The 16,908-nt window shown below is 61.8% G+C and carries 18 protein-coding genes; 11 read left to right on the top strand and 7 right to left on the bottom strand.

The features are described 5' to 3' along the window. Positions 1-152: 152 nt before the first annotated feature. Together ACH196_RS14825 and ACH196_RS14820 are read right to left on the bottom strand one after the other, a co-directional pair. The gene (locus ACH196_RS14825) at positions 153-941 is read right to left on the bottom strand and encodes a class I fructose-bisphosphate aldolase (protein ID WP_396647672.1); all 789 of its coding nucleotides are present in this window, start codon (positions 939-941) and stop codon (positions 153-155) included. A 37-nt stretch (positions 942-978) separates the two neighbouring features. Then, positions 979-1,797 (bottom strand): DeoR/GlpR family DNA-binding transcription regulator, encoded by an 819-nt coding sequence (locus ACH196_RS14820; RefSeq protein ID WP_396647671.1) that lies wholly within the window; start codon positions 1,795-1,797, stop codon positions 979-981. A gap of 354 nt (positions 1,798-2,151) precedes the next feature. Here ACH196_RS14820 and ACH196_RS14815 point away from each other — a divergent pair, with 354 nt between their 5' ends. The 10 genes from ACH196_RS14815 (at position 2,152) to ACH196_RS14770 (ending at position 10,585) form a co-directional block, all read left to right on the top strand. Further along, on the top strand, positions 2,152-3,564 hold the full coding sequence (locus tag ACH196_RS14815; RefSeq protein WP_396647670.1) for an ABC transporter substrate-binding protein: 1,413 nt from the start codon (positions 2,152-2,154) through the stop codon (positions 3,562-3,564). A 242-nt stretch (positions 3,565-3,806) separates the two neighbouring features. After that, a complete protein-coding gene (locus tag ACH196_RS14810) occupies positions 3,807-4,679 on the top strand; it encodes a carbohydrate ABC transporter permease (protein ID WP_396647669.1) in 873 nt (290 codons plus the stop codon). Between the two features lie 4 nt (positions 4,680-4,683). Beyond that, positions 4,684-5,604, top strand: a complete 921-nt coding sequence (locus ACH196_RS14805; protein WP_396647668.1) for a carbohydrate ABC transporter permease — start codon at positions 4,684-4,686, stop codon at positions 5,602-5,604. Then, complete coding sequence (locus ACH196_RS14800; RefSeq protein WP_396647667.1) at positions 5,604-6,692, top strand: ABC transporter ATP-binding protein; 1,089 nt, start codon at positions 5,604-5,606, stop codon at positions 6,690-6,692. The genes ACH196_RS14805 and ACH196_RS14800 overlap by 1 nt, the downstream gene beginning before the upstream one ends. Next, a complete protein-coding gene (locus ACH196_RS14795; protein WP_396647666.1) occupies positions 6,689-7,798 on the top strand; it encodes an ABC transporter ATP-binding protein in 1,110 nt (369 codons plus the stop codon). The genes ACH196_RS14800 and ACH196_RS14795 overlap by 4 nt, the downstream gene beginning before the upstream one ends. Next, entirely contained in the window at positions 7,795-7,998 is a 204-nt protein-coding gene (locus ACH196_RS14790) for a hypothetical protein (protein ID WP_396647665.1), read from the top strand. The genes ACH196_RS14795 and ACH196_RS14790 overlap by 4 nt, the downstream gene beginning before the upstream one ends. Continuing rightward, the gene (locus ACH196_RS14785) at positions 7,991-8,995 is read left to right on the top strand and encodes a dihydroxyacetone kinase subunit DhaK (protein ID WP_396647664.1); all 1,005 of its coding nucleotides are present in this window, start codon (positions 7,991-7,993) and stop codon (positions 8,993-8,995) included. The genes ACH196_RS14790 and ACH196_RS14785 overlap by 8 nt, the downstream gene beginning before the upstream one ends. Positions 8,996-9,002: 7 nt before the next feature. Further along, positions 9,003-9,635 (top strand): dihydroxyacetone kinase subunit DhaL, encoded by a 633-nt coding sequence (gene dhaL / locus ACH196_RS14780; protein ID WP_396647663.1) that lies wholly within the window; start codon positions 9,003-9,005, stop codon positions 9,633-9,635. Positions 9,636-9,668: 33 nt separating this feature from the next. Then, a complete protein-coding gene (locus tag ACH196_RS14775) occupies positions 9,669-9,791 on the top strand; it encodes a hypothetical protein (RefSeq protein WP_396647662.1) in 123 nt (40 codons plus the stop codon). Positions 9,792-9,793: 2 nt separating this feature from the next. After that, a complete protein-coding gene (locus tag ACH196_RS14770) occupies positions 9,794-10,585 on the top strand; it encodes an SDR family oxidoreductase (protein ID WP_396647661.1) in 792 nt (263 codons plus the stop codon). Positions 10,586-10,589: 4 nt separating this feature from the next. On the opposite strand, the gene ACH196_RS14765 is transcribed toward ACH196_RS14770, so the two are convergent. Next, positions 10,590-11,192 (bottom strand): hypothetical protein, encoded by a 603-nt coding sequence (locus tag ACH196_RS14765; protein ID WP_396647660.1) that lies wholly within the window; start codon positions 11,190-11,192, stop codon positions 10,590-10,592. Between the two features lie 625 nt (positions 11,193-11,817). Between ACH196_RS14765 and ACH196_RS14760 the strand changes: the two genes are divergently transcribed. Next, positions 11,818-11,970: a hypothetical protein gene (locus ACH196_RS14760; protein WP_396647659.1), complete on the top strand. Its 153-nt coding sequence runs from the start codon at positions 11,818-11,820 to the stop codon at positions 11,968-11,970. A 4-nt stretch (positions 11,971-11,974) separates the two neighbouring features. Here ACH196_RS14760 and ACH196_RS14755 read toward each other — a convergent pair whose 3' ends face one another. The 4 genes from ACH196_RS14755 to ACH196_RS14740 all read right to left on the bottom strand — a co-directional run bounded on the left by ACH196_RS14755 (position 11,975) and on the right by ACH196_RS14740 (position 16,814). After that, on the bottom strand, positions 11,975-12,226 hold the full coding sequence (locus ACH196_RS14755; RefSeq protein ID WP_396647658.1) for a DUF982 domain-containing protein: 252 nt from the start codon (positions 12,224-12,226) through the stop codon (positions 11,975-11,977). Positions 12,227-12,433: 207 nt separating this feature from the next. Then, complete coding sequence (locus tag ACH196_RS14750) at positions 12,434-13,513, bottom strand: hypothetical protein (RefSeq protein WP_396647657.1); 1,080 nt, start codon at positions 13,511-13,513, stop codon at positions 12,434-12,436. Continuing rightward, positions 13,510-14,316 (bottom strand): hypothetical protein, encoded by an 807-nt coding sequence (locus ACH196_RS14745; protein WP_396647656.1) that lies wholly within the window; start codon positions 14,314-14,316, stop codon positions 13,510-13,512. Before ACH196_RS14745 ends, ACH196_RS14750 begins: the two co-directional genes overlap by 4 nt. Before the next feature lie 215 nt (positions 14,317-14,531). Then, positions 14,532-16,814 (bottom strand): NADP-dependent malic enzyme, encoded by a 2,283-nt coding sequence (locus tag ACH196_RS14740; protein WP_396647655.1) that lies wholly within the window; start codon positions 16,812-16,814, stop codon positions 14,532-14,534. Positions 16,815-16,908 lie beyond the last annotated feature (94 nt).

Genomic DNA, 16,908 nt, shown 5'->3' with positions numbered 1-16,908 from the left:
CGCGTGACCAGAAGGCTGAGCGTTTGGATCGGCGTCGGTGGAAACGGTGGTGAAGCGGTCCGAGGTCAGTCGAGAATCAGGCCGGAATGGGCCGGATCAGAAACCGGCGCGAAGCCGCTACATTGGTATTTGAACCGAAGCGCTCGCCTGCCCTAGCCGTGAACGATCTCGCGCAGCAGGCGTAGCGTCGCCTTCATATCGTCCTGCTCGAAGACATTGCGGCCGAACATCAGGCCTTTCGCGCCGGAGGCGATGACGGCGCGCGCATAGTCCGCGACCGCTTCGATCCCGGCGCGGGCCGGCCCGCCGGCGATGGCGATCGGCGCCAGCGACTGCGTGGCGATCGCCGAGAAACGCGTTTTATCGGCGCACCAGTCGGTCTTGATAATGTCGGCGCCGATCTCGCCTGCCATGCGGCAGTTGAGCGAGATGACGTCCGGATCGTCGTGACGCGCGAAGCCGCCCTTGGCGGCCATCGCCTCGATGACATGGACCATGCCCCATCTGCGGCAGGCAGCAGCGACCGCGCCGCAGATCTCGAACGTGCGCGTTTCCTCTTCCGGCCGGTTGTTGCAGGTGAAGAGGTAGGTGATGACAGCCTCGGCGCCCATCGACACTGCCTCCTCGACCGAGGAGACGAGCCGGTTGTGCGTGTCGGGATAGCCGCTCGGCGTGCCGTGCCGCCACATGGTCGTCTGGTCAATGCGCAGGATGACCGCCGGCCCGCCGGCGAGCCGATGGCCGTGGCGGACCATCATGCCGGGATTGAGGATCACCGCGTCGACGCCGGCCTCCGCCGCCGCATCGAGCACCCGCGCCGGATCCTCCGTGCCTGGAACGGTGCCGACCTGCATGCCATGGTCGAAGGCCAGGCAGAGCATACGTCCCGACCGCGCGTTGAACATGCGCGCTAGGCGGCGCGCCTTACCGGTTTCCGACATGGTGTTTCCTTCGATTGCCGCCCGCCAAGAGCCGGGCCTAGACCAGTTGCAGTTTGACGCCGCCATCACGCAGCTGTGCGATGATCGACTGTTCGACGGAGCTTGAGATCAGCACCACGTCGAAGGCCGACAGGTCGGCGACGTGGTTGAGCGCGGAGAAATGGAATTTGCTCTCGTCGACCAGCAGGATGCGTTTTCGGGCAATCTCGATCATCGCCTGTTTTGCGCGCAGCACCTGCTCGTCCTGCGTAAACATCGACAGGCCCTGGATGGTGGTGGTCGACATCAGCGCCACATCCACCCGGTAGGAGCGGATCGAGCGCTCGCAGGCTAGGCCGAAGAAGCCGTTATAGGCGCGATGATATTTGCCGCCGAGCGCGATCAGGTCGATCTCGGCCGCTTCGCGCAGCTTTTCCAGCACGGGAAGCGCATTGGTGATGATCGTCACCGGCGCCACCTGCTCGATGAATTCGGTGACATGGAACGTGGTGGAACTGTCGTCCCAGACGATGGCGTTGCCGGGTTCGATATGGGCAATCGCGGCGCGCGCCAGCTTTCGCTTCTCGCTGACGTGCTGGCGGGCGCGATAGAGATAGCTGCTTTCGAACAGCATCGATTTTTCCGCCGACACCGAACCGCGCAGCCGCCGTACCAGCCCCTGGTTCTGTAGGTCGTTCAAGTCGCGGTGGATGGTCATCAGGCTGACGTCGAGGCGCGTCGCCAGATCCTTTATCTGCACCGACGGGCTTTCCATCAGCAGCCTTATGATCTCGGCGCGGCGCTGGTCGGCCTTGGACAGGTGCTGCATGTCGCCGTCCGGCTCGAACATGTCGGCGGCCTCCTCCTCCGCTTTCATCGCCGGCGACCTCTAGCATGGCTGATGGATGCGGGAAAGAAAAATGTTAAATTATCAAAACCACCATTGTGCAATGCGAATTCGCAACTGCGTGGAAAAATCGTCAAGATTCGCCTAACCATCAGATAAAGCGTGGCATTCCTGATCAAGGCAAATGCTTCATGGGATCGTAACATCATATGACTCGGGAGTTTCGTCCGACCATTCTCGATCATACGTAACAAAAAAAGTGAGAAAATATAAGTTTTATGTTGATATTTTTAACGAGGCTGACTAGCGTTTGGAAAGGGCAGGAGACGGGGCGAAGAGAGTTCGCAGCTACCTCGGTTGCCCGCGAAACACTGGAGGAGCATCATGAACAACGCCAAGCGCGCGCGCTTGCTTGCGTCCGCTGCAGTCGCCGTCACGGCGATCGCCGCGAGCGCCGGACTGGCCCGCGCCGAGACCACGCTTACCTTCGTCTGGCACGCCGGCACCTGCGCCGACGCGCTGATGGATATCGCCAAGGACTATCCGGACAAGTCGGTGAAGATCGTGCCGGCGCTGGTTCCCTACGGACCGCAATGGCACGACAAGATCGCCTCGGAATTCGCGATCCAGGGCGACGCCTTCGACTTCGCCATGTGGGACAGCCAGTCGACCGCCGAGTTCGCCGGCCACGCCGTCAAGCTCAACGACATTTTCGACAAGTCGAGCTATCTGAAGGCCGACATCTTCCCGCCGGCCTCGCTGTCGCGCTACGGCGAATATCCGGACGGCTCTGGCGAATATTACGGCCTGCCGGCCAACCAGGACGCCTACGGCCTGACCTACCGCAAGGACCTGTTCGAGGATCCGAAGGAGAGGGAAGCCTTCAAGGCGAAATACGGCAAGGAACTCGCGGTTCCGCAGACCTATCAGGACGCCAAGGAGATCGCCGAGTTCTTCACCCGGCCCGACCAGGGTCTTTACGGCTGGGGCCAGATGGGCGGCCGCGACTACGACTTCGCCACCACTGCGTCCAACTCGTTCCTGTGGTCGTTCGGCGGCGAGCTCTACAATCCCGCCACCATGGAAGTGAAGGGCTACCTCGACTCGCCGGCCTCGGTCGACGGTGTGCAGGCCTATGTCGACATGTTCAAGTTCGGTCCTCCCGGCTCCGGCAACTGGGGTTTTGACGAGGTCAATGCCGCCTTCCAGCAGGGCCAACTCGCCATGGCCATGCAATGGTTCTACTTCAACGGCTCAAACGCCGATCCGAAGGTGAACAAGTTCGCCGACAAGACCGCCTTCGCCGTGCTTCCGGGCGCTGTCGGCCGCGACGGAAAATTCCGCCGCCAGTTCTCCGTTGGCGGCCAGGGGATGGGCATCAACAAATACTCTAAGAAGCTGCCGGAACTCGAAAAATTCATGGAATGGTATTTCCAGCCCGAGCAGCAGAAGCGCTACGCCGCCGTCTGCCAGACCGGCCTGAAATCCGTGCTGGAAAGCCCGGACTGGCAGGGCCTGAACTCCTACAACCGGCAGTTCTCGACCGCGCTTGCCTACCTCAACGACTACTGGCACCTGCCGGAATATCCGGCACTGCTGGATGAACTGCAGCAGGAAGTCTCGAACGCGGTTGCCGGCACCAAGACGGTGCAGCAGGCGCTTTCGGACGCCGCCGAGAAGAACGAGCGCACGCTGGAGCGCGCCGGCTACGAGATCAAGCGTGGCGAAAAGACCCCGGAAGTGCCGGACCAGGAGATTTCCCCGGTCGGCCAGGACAAGGTCGTTCCGGTGGAATGATCCCCTTACCCTCCCCCTTGTGGGGAGGGTCGCGGAGAAAGCTGAGCGGCACGCGAGGATTTTGACGCGGGGTGGGGGTTGCTGATGAAGTGCTCGACATTCTCTTCGTGTGAGCAGTTAAGGTCACCCCCACCCGGTCTCGCGGTTCTCCGCTTCGCTCCGATCGCTCGCCGACCCTCCCCACAAGGGGGAGGGTAAGCCGGCCGCACCGCCGGCTCACAATCGTCAACTGGACTGCTTCGATGAGCACATCCAAGACCTCAGCCATAGACCTCGCCGGCCGGTGGCTGCTCCTGCTGTTGCTTATCGCCTACACCTTCTACAATCTCGGCCCTATCTTCTGGCTCATCCTCTCGTCGCTGAAGAGCCGCGTCGACCTGTTCTCGATGCCACCGAAACTGCTCTTCACGCCGGACTTTTCCGGCTACCAGAGCGTCTTCGGCGTCGGCGCGGCGGCGGGCAGCGCCTCGGCCGTCGGCGTGTTCGATTCGCTGGTCAACAGCGTGCTGGTCTCGACGGTCGGCACCTTCCTCGCCGTCTTCCTTGGCACACTCGCCGGCTATGTCTGCTCGCGCTTCAATTTCAGGGGCAAGGGCGACTTCATGTTCTTCGTGCTGTCGACCCGCATGCTGCCACCGGTGGCGGTGCTTGTCTTCTATCACCTGATGTTCGCGCGGCTAGGTCTCGCCGACACGCGCACCGGGCTGATCCTCGTCGCCATCTTCGCCAATGTCGGCCTCGCCACCTGGATCATGAAGGGTTTCTTCGACGGCGTGCCGCGCGAGGTCGAGCAGATCGCCATCGTCAACGGCTATTCGCGCATGTATGCCTTCACGCGCCTCGTGCTGCCGATGGTCAAGGGCGGCATAGCGGCCTCGGCCGGCTTCTGCTTCATCTTTGCCTGGAACGAATTCGCCTTCGCCTCGATCCTGACCACCACGCAGGCCAAGACGCTGCCCGTAAAGATCTCGTCGGCGGCCGGCGCCACCGGCATCGAATGGACTCAGATCTGCGCCGCCGGCGTGGTGCTGATCATCCCCGTGCTGATCTTCTTCTACCTGATCCGAAAACACCTGCTGATGGGCATGACCTTCGGCGTGCTGGGGCGGAGGTGAGACGATGAGCGCCGCTTCCCACGACAAGCGCCAGGCCGAGCTGAAGAAGCGGTCCTCCGGCCGGCTGATGATCTTCGGCTTCCTGTCGCCGACTTTGGCGATCCTGATCTTCATGGTCGCCTACCCGATCTTCTCGCTGATCTATTATTCCTTCTTCAACTTCTCGGCGCTGCGGCCCGCCGCCGGCATGAAACCGGTCGGTTTGAAGAACTACACCTTCCTGCTCTCCGACCCCGAACTCTGGGACCGCTTCGTCTTCACCGGCAAATTCGTGTTCATCTGCGTGGCCATGCAGATGCTGATCGGCATTTTCGTCGGCTACCAGTTGCAGAAGAATTTTCGCGGCCGCGACGTTGTGTTCACGCTGCTGATGATGCCGATGATGCTGTCACCGGTCGTCGTCGGCTTTCTGTGGCGCTACATGCTGAATTCGGAATGGGGCGTCATCAACTATCTGCTGACCGTCGTCGGCCTGTCGAAGGTCGATTGGCTCGGCCAGACGACACCGGCGCTATGGGCTGCGGCGATTGCCGACACCTGGATGTGGGCGCCCTTCATCATTCTGCTCGCCACCGCCGCCTTCCGTGGCATTCCGGAGACCATCTACGAGGCCGCGGAAGTGGACGGCGCAAGTCCGGCCTACAAATTCTTCCGCATCACCCTGCCGATGTCGGCGCCGGTGCTGTTCATCGCGCTGATCCTCAGGCTGATCGACAGCTTCAAGCAATACGACCTGTTCTTCGCGCTCACCGGCGGCGGGCCGGGGTCGAGCACGGAGACCGTGTCGTTTGCTGTGGCGAAAACCGCCTTCAGCTATTTCTACACCGGCGAAGCTTCGGCACTGGCGGTCATGCTGCTGTTCATCATCATCGGCCTGTCGATGATCCTGGTCCGCCATCTCGGCAAGATGGGCGAGAAATACTGATGGCCGAGATAGAACTCAAGAATCTGACAATCGACTTCGCCGGCTTCAAGGCGGTCGACAACGTCAACCTGACGGTCAGGAACGGCGAGTTCGTGGTCTATCTCGGCCCGTCCGGCTGCGGCAAGACGACGACCCTGCGCTGCATCGCCGGGCTGGTGAAGGCGACGTCCGGCGACGTGCTGTTCGACGGCAGGCGCGTCAACGACATGTCGGCCAGCGAGCGCAACATCGCCATGGTGTTCCAGTTCGTCTCGCTCTACCCGCATCTGAAGATCCGCGAGAACATCGTCTTCCCGCTCAAGGCACGCGGCGTGCCTCGCGCCGAGATCGCCCGCAAGCTCGACTGGGTCGTCGGGATTTTCGGGCTCGCCGCCGACCTCGACCGCTATCCCGCATCCCTGCCGCCCGGTGCTCGCCAGAAGGTGGCGCTGGCGCGCGCCGTCATCCGTGAGCCGGCCGTGCTCCTGCTCGATGAGCCGCTGTCTGCGATCGACGAGCAGTTCCGCGAGGAGATGCGCTGGGAACTCGGCCATCTCCAGCGAGAACTCGACGTCACCACCATCTACGTCACCCACGACCAGCGCGAGGCGATGAGCCTGGCCGACCGCATTGTGCTGATGAGCGACGGGCGCATCGTTCAGGTCGGCGAGCCCGACCGCATCTTCTTCGAGCCGGAGAATGTCTTTGCCGGCCAGTTCATTGGCTCGCCATCCATGAACCTGATTGATCTGGTGCCGGTGGACGGCGGTCTGAGGCTCGGCGACAGCGGCGTCACGCTGACCCCCGCCCGCAACCGCATCCCGCAATGGGCAGTCACCAGCCGGCGAAAACTGAAGCTCGGCGTGCGGCCGCTCAACGTGCATCTGGTCGAGCCAGGCGTCCCGATCGCCTCCTCCCTTGCCGTGGACGATGTATTCTCGGTCGGCCGCGACCGCTTCTTCAATTTCTCGATCGGCGGCAACGCCTATCAGGGCGTCGACAAGCGGCCGAACCGGACGACGCCAGCCGAGGCGGTGCATTTCGTGCCGGAAGGACTTCTGTTCTTCGACGCGGAGACAGGCCGGCGCGTGACGGGGGACGCGGCATGAGCGTCCCAATGCTGAGACTGGAAGGGCTGAAGAAATCCTACGGCGCCAAGCGGGCGCTGCGCGGCCTCGACCTAGAAGTGCCCGATAACGAGATCATGGCTCTGCTCGGCCCGACGGGCGCGGGCAAAAGCTCGACCCTGCTCTCGGCCGCTGGCTCGCTCAGTCTCGAAGCCGGCAAAGTTTTCCTGGCCGGACGCGACGTCACGGACATCGATCCGTCAGGCCGCGACGTTTCCATCGTTTTCGAAGGTTTCAACCTGCTGCCTGTGCTGGACGTGAAGGACAATATCGCCTTTGCGCTGCGGTCGCCGACCTACCGCGAGGACGAGGCCGAGATCAGGACGCGCGTCGGCCGCACCGCCGAGCTTTTGCGCATCTCGCATCTGCTCGACCGTGACGTGGACACTTTGTCCGGCGGCGAACGCCAGCGTGTGGCCATCGCACGGGCACTGGTGCGCCGTCCAAAGATGTTCCTGCTCGACGAGCCGCTTTCGGCGCTCGACCTGAAGCTGCGCGAAGGCCTCCGTGCCGAACTCAGGCAAATCCATCGCCAGCACCGCTCCACCATGCTCTATGCCACCCATGATTATCACGGTGCGATCGCCATCGCCGACCGCCTGGCGATCATTGAGAGCGGCGTCATCCAGCAGACGGGCACGATCGACGAGATCATCGCTCTGCCGGCCAACATGGGCGTGGGCAAGCTGATCGGCAGTCCGTCCATGGCGTTCTTCAGCGCGACGGTGGCGGATGGCTGGGGCGTGCTGCCTGGCGGGGCGCAGAAGATACCGCTTTCCGCCTTCGGCGAGGCGCGGCTGGCGCCAGGCCGCAAGCTGCTGTTTGGCGTCTGGCCGGAGGACATCGAAGTCGGCGCGAATGACGCGGCCGACGCCAATGCCGGTTCGGTCTACGCGGTGGACAACCGCGGCTTCGAACGCGCGGTGCAGGTCAACGCCGACGCGGGCTCGTTCCGCAAGGTCGTGCCATCCGAGATGCTCTTCAAACAGGGCGACGCCTGTTCGTTCCGCATCGCCGACGGCGCCGGCTATCTGTTCGACGCCGAGACCGGCGCGCGCGTCTCGCATTTGGGAGGCAAGGCACGATGAGCGCTTACCTCACCAAGAACTGGTTCTATCGCTTGGCCTCGGCGCTGATCCTGATCGGCTTCGCCATGCTGTGCCAGCCTTTCCTGCATGGGCTTTTTGTATTCGGTTTTCCAGTGCTGCTTGCCGGCGTGATCCTGTTCATGATCCTGGATCATGTGCCCGATGCGCGGCGACAGGAAGAGGAGGAGAAAATTGGCTAATCCGAAGAAGATCCTGAACGATCCCAAGAAGGTCGTAGCCGAGATGCTGGAGGGCTTGGTGCTGGCCAATGACGGCCGCGTCCGCAAGCTCGATAAGCACGCGGCGATCGTCCGCACCGACCTGCCCGAGAGCAAGGTCGCGCTGCTGATCGGCGGCGGCAGCGGTCACGAGCCCGTCTTCCACGGCTTCGTTGGGAAAAACATGGGCGATGGCGCCGCGTGCGGCCAAGTGTTCGCCGCGCCTTCGCCGGACATCATCTACGAAGCGGCAAAGGCCGTGCACCGCGGCAAGGGCGTGCTGTTCCTCTACGGCAACTATGCCGGCGACAATATGAACTTCGACATGGCGGTCGAGTTGCTGGAGGAGGACGGCATAGAGGTGCGCACCGTGCGCGTCACCGACGATGTCGCCGCCGCACCGCCGGAGCGCACGCATGACCGGCGCGGCATCGCCGGCGACATTTTCATGATCAAGATCGCGGGCGCCGCCGCGTCTGAACTCGACACGCTGGACGCAGTCGAGCGCGTGGCGCGCAAGGCGGTCGCCAATGTCCGCTCGATCGGCGTCGCGGTCGCCGCCGGCTCCATTCCCGAGACCGGCAAGCTGGCGTTCGAACTCGCTGACGAGGAGATCGAGATCGGCATGGGCGCGCATGGCGAGGCCGGCGTGTCGCGCCAGAAGATGGCGCCGGCCGACGAGATCACCGACCAGCTCATGGCGAAACTCCTGTCGGACCTGCCGTTCAAGCGCGGCGACGAGGTCGCGCTGATGATCAACAATCTCGGCGCCACGACGATGATGGAGATGCTGATCGTCAACCGCCGCATCCGCCAGATCCTCGATCGCGAAGGCATCGAGGTGCATCGCTCGGATGTCGGCACCTGGCTCACCGTGCAAGAGATGGCCGGCTTCTCGGTCACCCTGCTCAAGCTCGATGACGAGCTGAAGCACTATCTCGACATGCCGGCCGAATCCCTCGGCTATTCGCGGATGTGAGGCGGCCATGGCAAAAACGCTCGACGCGGCCGGCGCCCGCGACATGCTGGTCGCGGTCAGCCAGGCGCTGATCGACCAGACCGAAATCTTGACCGACGCCGACCTCGCCATCGGCGACGGCGACCATGGCATCGGCATGCGGCGCGGTTTTGAGGCCGCGCTCGAAGCGCTCAAGGCATCCGAGCCGGACAGCGTCGATGCCGCCTTCAAGACGATCGGCATGGCAATCCTGTCGAACACGGGGGGCGCGGCGGGCGCGGTGTTCGGCACGCTGTTCCGCTCCGGCGCCAAGGGTTTTGCCGGCGGCAGCATCGACGGGGCGAGCTTTGCCGCGTTCCTCGAGGATGGGCTTGCCGCCGTGCTGAAGCGCGGAGGCGTTATGGAGGGCCAGAAGACCATGGTGGACGCGCTTGCTCCGGCCGCCCGCGCGGCGCGGGCGGCATCCGACAAAGGGCTTGAGGCAGCGACGGCCGCCGCAGTCGATGGCGCGCTGCAGGGCGTTGAGGCGTCCAAGGCGATGATCGCCACCACCGGCAAGGCGCGCTCGCTGGGCGAACGCAGCATTGGCCACCCCGATCCCGGAGCGATCTCGATCTCGCTGATCCTCAAGGCGATGCGCGATTTCGTCGCCAGGGCCTGATCCCGGCCGCGACCAGAAACGAAGGACAAGAAAATGGCAGATCTCCACGACATCAAGGGCGGCAAAGATTGGAGCCAAGGCCGTCCGGCGGACACCGAGACGGTGGAGCGGGCATACGTGCTGTTCCGCGACCTGTCGCTGAAGCAGGCTGCGTGATCATGGCGAGCGCAGCGCCGGCAAATCTTCTGACTCGCCCGCTGGAGGGGCGACGGGTCGCCGTGACGGGGGCGGCGAGCGGCATCGGCCGCGCCGTGGCGTGCGCGTTTTCCGGCGCGGGCGCGACAGTCGCCTGCCTCGACATCAACGAGGAGGCACTCCAGGCGCTGGCCGCCGAGATCGAGGGTTTCGCGCTGCGCTGCGACGTGACTGACCGCGCATCGGTCGAGGCGGCGTTCGAAAAGATCGTCGAGCAGCTCGGCGGGCTCGACCTCTTGGTCTCCAATGCCGGATCGGCCGACCAGGGGGCGATCGCCGACCTGCCGATGGAAGCGCTGCGCAGAAGTTTTGATCTCAACTTCTTCGGCCACCAGCATGTCTGCCAGGCGGCCGTGCGGTTGTTTCGCGCCCAGGGCGGCGGCGGCACGATCCTGTTCAACATCTCCAACCAGTCGGTCAATCCCGGCAAGGATTTTGGGCCCTACGGCATTCCCAAGGCCGCCACCATGGCGCTGATGAAGCAATATGCGGTGGACCACGGCGGCGAAGGCATTCGTGTCGCCGGCGTCAATGCCGGGCGCATCCGCACCGGCCTGATGACCGACCAGATGATTTTGGAACGCGCCGCCGCGCGCGGCATGACGCCGAAGGAATACATGTCCGGCAACCTGCTCGGCGTCGAGGTGATGGCGGAGGACGTGGCGGACGTGTTCCTGCACCTCGCGCAGATGGACAAGGTCAACGCCGCCGTGCTGACCGTCGACGGCGGCGTGATGGCGACGTCGCTGCGGTAGCGCGTCATCGTCCGCCGCCTTCGTCGGCTTCGGCCTGCCCGGCCAGCACCCACTCATTGTGCTGCTCGAGCTTGATGTTGACCATGTGGCGCACCAGCGCGGTGCGCTCGGTGGTGTTGCAGCAGGGCGGCATCATCGGTCCGGGGAACACCGTCCAGTCGTCCTCGGCGCGGCGCGAGGCGCATTTGCGTGCCCGCCGGCAGGCCTCGCGCGTACAGGTCTTGTGCAGGCCGATGCAGGTGGCGGCCCTTTGCGAGAGACCGAGAAAAATGCCGAGGAAGTAATAAAAACCCTCCTTGTCACGGCGCCCCGCTTCATACTGCGCGTCGTTCTGGTATTCGCTACGCGGCGAATGCACGATGCGGAAGCTCGGATACCCCTCCGGCATCACCTCATATTCGAACGTGTCGGAAATATCGGGGTCGTCCCAGTCGTAGGGCGTGTAGGGTTTCGGCGCGAAATATTCTTCTTCGGTCATGCCGCGCGGCGGATCGCCGATCGGCCGCACGTCGAGCAGCTTTTCCATCCACCGCCTTTCGAAGGGTGTGAGGCTGGCGACGTCCGCCTCGGTGACGAATTCGGTCTCTGGGTTCTTGCGTCTGGGCATGGGTTCGCGCTCCCGCGCTTGTTGGCCGGGTTGGTGAGGGTCGGGAAGACGGGCGGCCGCGGGGTCGCTCATCTAAATTTTGTGCGACCTCGCGGCCGCCCGTCCGGCGATTTCTGGCCTCGTCCGTTCCGCTTCGCCTTGCTCCGGCTCCGGCATTTTCGCCTCGGCTGGCCCGGTCTTAAGCACTCGTCCAGTGCGCCCCGACCGTAGTGTCGAGGGAGGAACCTTCGGACGCGGCCTCCCCGGCCATGCCGCTTCGTCGGCAGCATGACGGAGGCGCCGGTTCCTCCCCGCTTTCAAACGACTCCGGAAGCGTTCCCGGCGGGAGAAACTGGCGAAAAGTATGCGCGCGTTTTTGGCGAGGGGGATAGCCAGCGCCGTTTTTTGTCAAAAGGCGGCTGCGATGCGGAATCGCCTGCGAGCGATTTCAATGGGTTGGCGAGGCCAGGCCGGCGCGCTCAAAAATATTTCTTCAAAACGGCGCATTTTTCATCCCCGTTTTAGGCACCGTTTTCGGAAAACCGCCGGCGCCCTACGCCCGCTGCGGCAAGCTTTTGCGCTTGAGGTTGTGTTCGCCGGCCTAAGGTCTTAGGCAGGGGGCCACGCAACAAAAAAGGAGAAGCCGATGCCGAGGCCGCCCAACTACAATCACGAACGCAAGGAACGCGAGCGCATCAAGGCCGCCAAGAAGGCGGAAAAGCTGGCCGCCAAGGCCGCCAAGAAGCAGTCGGAGACGGATGAGGCCGAGCCCCGCACCGAGGAAGAGAAGGCCGAGTAGCTGTTCAGACCTTGTCGGTGACCAGCACGGACGCCTCGCGCGCCGCGGCGACGAAGGCGCGGCGCGCCGTCATCGCCGGCTTGGTGCCGGCCAGCGCATCGTGGCAGGCCTGCAGCGCCTCGCGATGCTTCGGGCCGCGCTTGCCGGTCCAGTTGTTCAACAGATAGTCGGTCGCCTCGCGGGCGGTGTTCAGGGCCCTGTCAGGCCCTTGCGAGGACTTGACGGTGACGGGCGTCTCGAAGCGATTGTTTTCCATGGCCGGCGTCTTACGCCTGTTGCAGTGCGGAAGCGAGGGAAAAGGGTGGCGCCAGGAATTCGTAGGGCGGACGCCGCTTCGAATGTCGCCAGGCGCCCCCTGAGCCCGCCTGACCACAAGACGGGCAACGGTGCATTCTGACAGCACGAATAGTCGCCACGGGGCGGAAAAATCCGCCGTGGGAGCATGTTCACGGAGTACCATCAATCAAAGAACCGTCTGGGATCGCCCGACGAGATTACCTCCTAGTTGATCCCTTAAGTCATCGCGAATAAAATCGAAGCGGCGATCTCTTTCTTTTATAAGCCGTTCTCTGAAGAGACCCACATGTCTATCAACCATATACAATATAGAATAACCATAGAACTCCTCGACATTGAAAAATCTTAAAAGAAATCCTTGCTCATTCCAAATCTTGAAGAGGAGTACCTGCTCTCTTTCAAATAACCTCAGAGTAGATCTAGAAAATTCAAAGGTCTTTGCAACTTTGAAGAATATTCGGCTATTAAGGTGTGGCTTGGATGAGAAAGCATCCCCTAAGAGATGATGTTGAAGAGCTTCGTCGCTCCAAAAGCGGCGCCCAATAAATTCGTCCTCTTGTAAGGACCTGGAGAAATTGACCACTTTGTCGAGAAATTCTGGGGCTCGCATTTCCTCCCGATGGCGTGAGAGCGTATCTCGGACCATGACGGCGCGCCTCTTTCCGATGGCGATAGCGGCTGAATCCAAGGCCGCGAATACCACTTCGGGAAGACTCACGCGTATTGCCACCAATTCCGTTGTCGACGGAGTGTTCGAAGCAATTATTTGATCAATGCTATCAATAACATCTGGATGTAGTCCGCAGTTTCTTTTCCAAGCGTGCGCAATGCTCGGGGCGATCCTAGCGATTTTTGCTGCGCCCTTCTTCGCCGCTTCGTTAACGATACCCACGTCATTCAAAATATATCCCAGCTCCATATGCAAAAAAGGATGTTGTTTTACCACAGAAGCATATCGGGGCTCCAAAATATCTTTCCTTATGCGGTCTCTATCACCGAGCCAAGACCACTCTTTTGATATTGCAACGCAGTACAAGATCTTACTTCCTACATCTCTTTTCTCATGGTTAACGCCGGTGTAAAGTAGTCTGTCGCGAGGTAGCGACCTTACCGAGGCGAAACTATCAATATTTCGTCCATCATTTGATACTTGAAAGTACAAATTGCCGTCGCCGTTAGAAAATATTGGCGTTCCAATCAATGGGAAATTGTTGTCGCTAACATGTATGGCGGATAGTCTCATCATTGTAGATAACCTAGCTGTCGCAAAGCGCTTTCGACCTTGCTATAAACAACGCCGGCAAAAAATTCAGGATGGACGGCGTTATGAACGGAGTAAGGTTCGATAACAGTCGGACTCCATCGGTTGAGTGCCGCAACCCATCTCGACACTTCCATGAGACGTAACGGGCAAACTACTGCACGCAGCGCACCGCTGAGTGCGAGATCCTCCTCCAGTTGAGCCTCTATGGATGACGCGCGCTCATCTGGAGGCACCCGCGAAGACGCCTCTGGATCCGCGGGTTGTCGCGCCATTTCGTGCAGTCCGATAGCTTCGAATTGATCAATGGCGATATCAACATTCTTTCGGCTTGCTCCGGTAAAGTACTCATAATTACTCTGATAAAACGCAGAAACAACCCTTAAAATTGTTTCCAGAGTAGGTTCAAGGCTAAAGTCGCCAATTGTACTAGCCTTATCAAAAAATCGTTCATACTTTTTTATAAAAAAGCCACCTGTATCAAACGGGTACAATCTCGAAATCTTTTTAGCAATTATCCTTTCGTCAAATATTAAAGCCACAGGCCAATCAAATGGGAGATTTCCATTAAGGGTTTTTTTAATTCTGTAAGCAGGTCGACCATAAAATAGGTATATTAGTTCCTCTTTAAAATACCTGCATCGCTCTGTCTTAATAATATCAGAAGCAGCTATTTTGTCGAATTTGTACGTGTTGGTCAGGTGAATAAAAGGCAGGGTGTCGGATACCGCCTCCTGCTTGGCTACAAACTCATTGAGGCGGGATAGAGGGGAGGCTGTGACAACCATGTTCAGCAATGCACCGAGTCATCAAAGCACGAACATAGTACGTTAGGACGTTATTGTATACCGTCTTAGATGCAACCGTGCACGCATGCTTTCGGATCAAGGTCGTCGCGGATGCGCGACTATACGACGGCTCTGGAGTCCTTATGGTCTAATTTCGGCCTCACTCCTCGGTAGTCGTGCCGAAGAGATCGCAGATAAGCTGGACAGATCACGCCTCAACTCCCCGCCGAATACGCCGCGATCGCAGCCATGTTGACGATGTCCGAATCCTTGGCGTTCAGGCTGACGATCTGCACCGGCTTGTTCAGGCCGACCAGCAGCGGGCCGATGACGGTGGAGCCGCCGAGTTCCTGGAGCATGCGGGTCGAGATCGAGGCGGAGTGGAAGGCCGGCATGATCAGCACGTTGGCGGGGCCTGAGAGGCGGCAGAAGGGGTATTGCTCGCGCATCAGCCGATGGTTCAGCGCCACGTCGGCGGCCATCTCGCCGTCATATTCGAAATCGACGCGGCGCCTGTCGAGGATTTTGACCGCTTCCTGCACGCGCTCGGAGCGCTCGCCCGGCGGGTGGCCGAAGGTGGAGTAGGCGAGCATGGCGACGCGCGGCTCGTAGCCCATGCGGCGGGCAAAACCGGCGGTTTCCTCGGCGATGTCGGCTAGCTCCTCGGCGTTGGGCATGTCGTGCACGGCGGTGTCGGCGACGATCACTGTGCGGCCGCGCGACAGCACGATCGAGGCGCCGATGACGCAATGGCCGGGTTTCGCGTCGATGACGCGCCTGATGTCGTCGAGCACGGTGGAATAGTTGCGCGTCACCCCGGTGACCACGCCGTCGGCGTCGCCCAGCGCCAGCATGCAGGCGGCAAAGTGGTTGCGGTCGTTGTTGATCAGCCGCTGGCAGTCGCGGAACAGAAACCCTTTTCGCTGCATGCGCTCGTAGAGATGGTCGGCATAGACGGTGTTGCGGCGCGACAGGCGGGCATTGATGATCTCGATGCCGGATTTGTTCAAATCGACGCCGGCGTTGCGGGCGTTCTCCTTGATCACCTCGTCGCGGCCGACCAGGATCGCGGTGCCGAGTTTCTGGTTCGCATAGGCGACGGCGGCGCGCATCACCTGCTCCTCCTCGCCCTCGGCGAAGACGATGCGTTTCGGCTGGCGGCGGACGCGGTCGTAGATGCGCTGCAAGGTCGACGCGATCGGGTCGCGGCGGGCGGAAAGTTCTTGGGCGTAGCGGTCGAGGGCGACGATCGGCCGGCGCGCCACGCCGGAATCCATCGCAGCCTTGGCGACCGCCACGGGGATGGCGGAGATCAGCCGTGGGTCGAAGGGCACGGGGATGATATAGTTGGGGCCGAATTTCGGCCGCATGCCCTGGTAGGCGGCGGCGACATCGTCCGGCACGTCCTCGCGGGCGAGGTCGGCGAGCGCTTTGGCGGCGGCGACCTTCATCTCGTCGTTGATGGTGGTGGCGCGCACGTCCAGCGCCCCGCGAAAAATGTAGGGGAAGCCGAGCACGTTGTTAACCTGGTTCGGATAGTCGGAGCGGCCGGTCGCCATGATGGCGTCGGTGCGGATTTCCGCGACCTCCTCCGGCGTGATCTCGGGATCGGGATTGGCCATGGCGAAGATGATCGGGTTTTTTGCCATGGACTGGATCATCGCGGTGGTGAGCGCCCCCTTGGCGGAGAGGCCGAAGATGACGTCGGCGCCGTCCATGGCGTCGGCCAAGGTGCGCGCGTCGGTTTTTGCCGCATGCGCCGACTTCCACTGGTTCATGCCTTCGGTGCGGCCCTGGTAGACCACGCCCTTGGTGTCGCAGAGGATGACGTTTTCCGGGGCGAACCCCATCGACTTGATCAGCTCGACGCAGGCGATGCCGGCGGAGCCGGCGCCGTTGCAGACGAGTTTTGTGGTCTTCATGTCGCGGCCGGTGATCTGCAGCGCGTTGATCAGGCCGGCGGCGGCGATGATCGCGGTGCCGTGCTGGTCGTCGTGGAAGACCGGGATGTCCATCACCTCGCGCAGCTTCTGCTCGATGATGAAGCAGTCGGGCGCCTTGATGTCCTCTAGGTTGATGCCGCCGAAGGAGGGGCCGAGATAGCGCACGGCGTTGATGAAAGTCTCGGCGTCCTCGGTGTCGACCTCGAGGTCGATGGAATCGACGTCGGCGAAACGCTTGAACAGCACCGCCTTGCCTTCCATGACGGGCTTCGAGGCAAGCGCGCCGAGATTGCCGAGGCCCAAAATGGCGGTGCCGTTGGAGATGACGGCGACCATGTTGCCGCGCGACGTGTAGTCGAAGGCGCGGGAGGGATCCTCGGCGATGGCCTTCACGGGGACCGCGACGCCCGGCGAATAGGCGAGGCTGAGGTCGCGCTGAGTGGCCATCGGCTTGGTCGGCACGATCTCCAGCTTGCCCGGCCGGCCCATGGCATGGAAGTCGAGCGCCTCCTGCGCGCTGACGGAGGGTCCGTTGTCGGCTTTCTTCGAGGCCATGTGAAACGTGTTTCCTTCCCGAAGGCCGCGTTGCACGGCCCGATGCTTCTTTTTGTGGAGTGTTTTGGATTAAGGCTACACTCGGCGGTCGTAA

It is taken from the genome of Mesorhizobium sp. IMUNJ 23232 (assembly GCF_044326205.1).
Classification (GTDB): Bacteria; Pseudomonadota; Alphaproteobacteria; order Rhizobiales; family Rhizobiaceae; genus Kumtagia.
The sequence above is the reverse complement of the archived record's forward strand: the minus strand, read 5'-3'. Positions and strand labels throughout refer to the sequence as shown.

Excerpts from the sequence above, each read along its gene's own strand:
- ACH196_RS14825 (WP_396647672.1), bottom strand. The coding sequence starts at position 941 with ATGTCGGAAACCGGTAAGGCGCGCCGCCTAGCGCGCATGTTCAACGCG.
- ACH196_RS14820 (WP_396647671.1), bottom strand. The coding sequence starts at position 1,797 with ATGAAAGCGGAGGAGGAGGCCGCCGACATGTTCGAGCCGGACGGCGAC.
- ACH196_RS14815 (WP_396647670.1), top strand. The coding sequence starts at position 2,152 with ATGAACAACGCCAAGCGCGCGCGCTTGCTTGCGTCCGCTGCAGTCGCC.
- ACH196_RS14810 (WP_396647669.1), top strand. The coding sequence starts at position 3,807 with ATGAGCACATCCAAGACCTCAGCCATAGACCTCGCCGGCCGGTGGCTG.
- ACH196_RS14805 (WP_396647668.1), top strand. The coding sequence starts at position 4,684 with ATGAGCGCCGCTTCCCACGACAAGCGCCAGGCCGAGCTGAAGAAGCGG.
- ACH196_RS14800 (WP_396647667.1), top strand. The coding sequence starts at position 5,604 with ATGGCCGAGATAGAACTCAAGAATCTGACAATCGACTTCGCCGGCTTC.
- ACH196_RS14795 (WP_396647666.1), top strand. The coding sequence starts at position 6,689 with ATGAGCGTCCCAATGCTGAGACTGGAAGGGCTGAAGAAATCCTACGGC.
- ACH196_RS14790 (WP_396647665.1), top strand. The coding sequence starts at position 7,795 with ATGAGCGCTTACCTCACCAAGAACTGGTTCTATCGCTTGGCCTCGGCG.
- dhaL (WP_396647663.1), top strand. The coding sequence starts at position 9,003 with ATGGCAAAAACGCTCGACGCGGCCGGCGCCCGCGACATGCTGGTCGCG.
- ACH196_RS14775 (WP_396647662.1), top strand. The coding sequence starts at position 9,669 with ATGGCAGATCTCCACGACATCAAGGGCGGCAAAGATTGGAGCCAAGGC.
- ACH196_RS14770 (WP_396647661.1), top strand. The coding sequence starts at position 9,794 with ATGGCGAGCGCAGCGCCGGCAAATCTTCTGACTCGCCCGCTGGAGGGG.
- ACH196_RS14765 (WP_396647660.1), bottom strand. The coding sequence starts at position 11,192 with ATGCCCAGACGCAAGAACCCAGAGACCGAATTCGTCACCGAGGCGGAC.
- ACH196_RS14760 (WP_396647659.1), top strand. The coding sequence starts at position 11,818 with ATGCCGAGGCCGCCCAACTACAATCACGAACGCAAGGAACGCGAGCGC.
- ACH196_RS14755 (WP_396647658.1), bottom strand. The coding sequence starts at position 12,226 with ATGGAAAACAATCGCTTCGAGACGCCCGTCACCGTCAAGTCCTCGCAA.
- ACH196_RS14750 (WP_396647657.1), bottom strand. The coding sequence starts at position 13,513 with ATGATGAGACTATCCGCCATACATGTTAGCGACAACAATTTCCCATTG.
- ACH196_RS14745 (WP_396647656.1), bottom strand. The coding sequence starts at position 14,316 with ATGGTTGTCACAGCCTCCCCTCTATCCCGCCTCAATGAGTTTGTAGCC.
- ACH196_RS14740 (WP_396647655.1), bottom strand. The coding sequence starts at position 16,814 with ATGGCCTCGAAGAAAGCCGACAACGGACCCTCCGTCAGCGCGCAGGAG.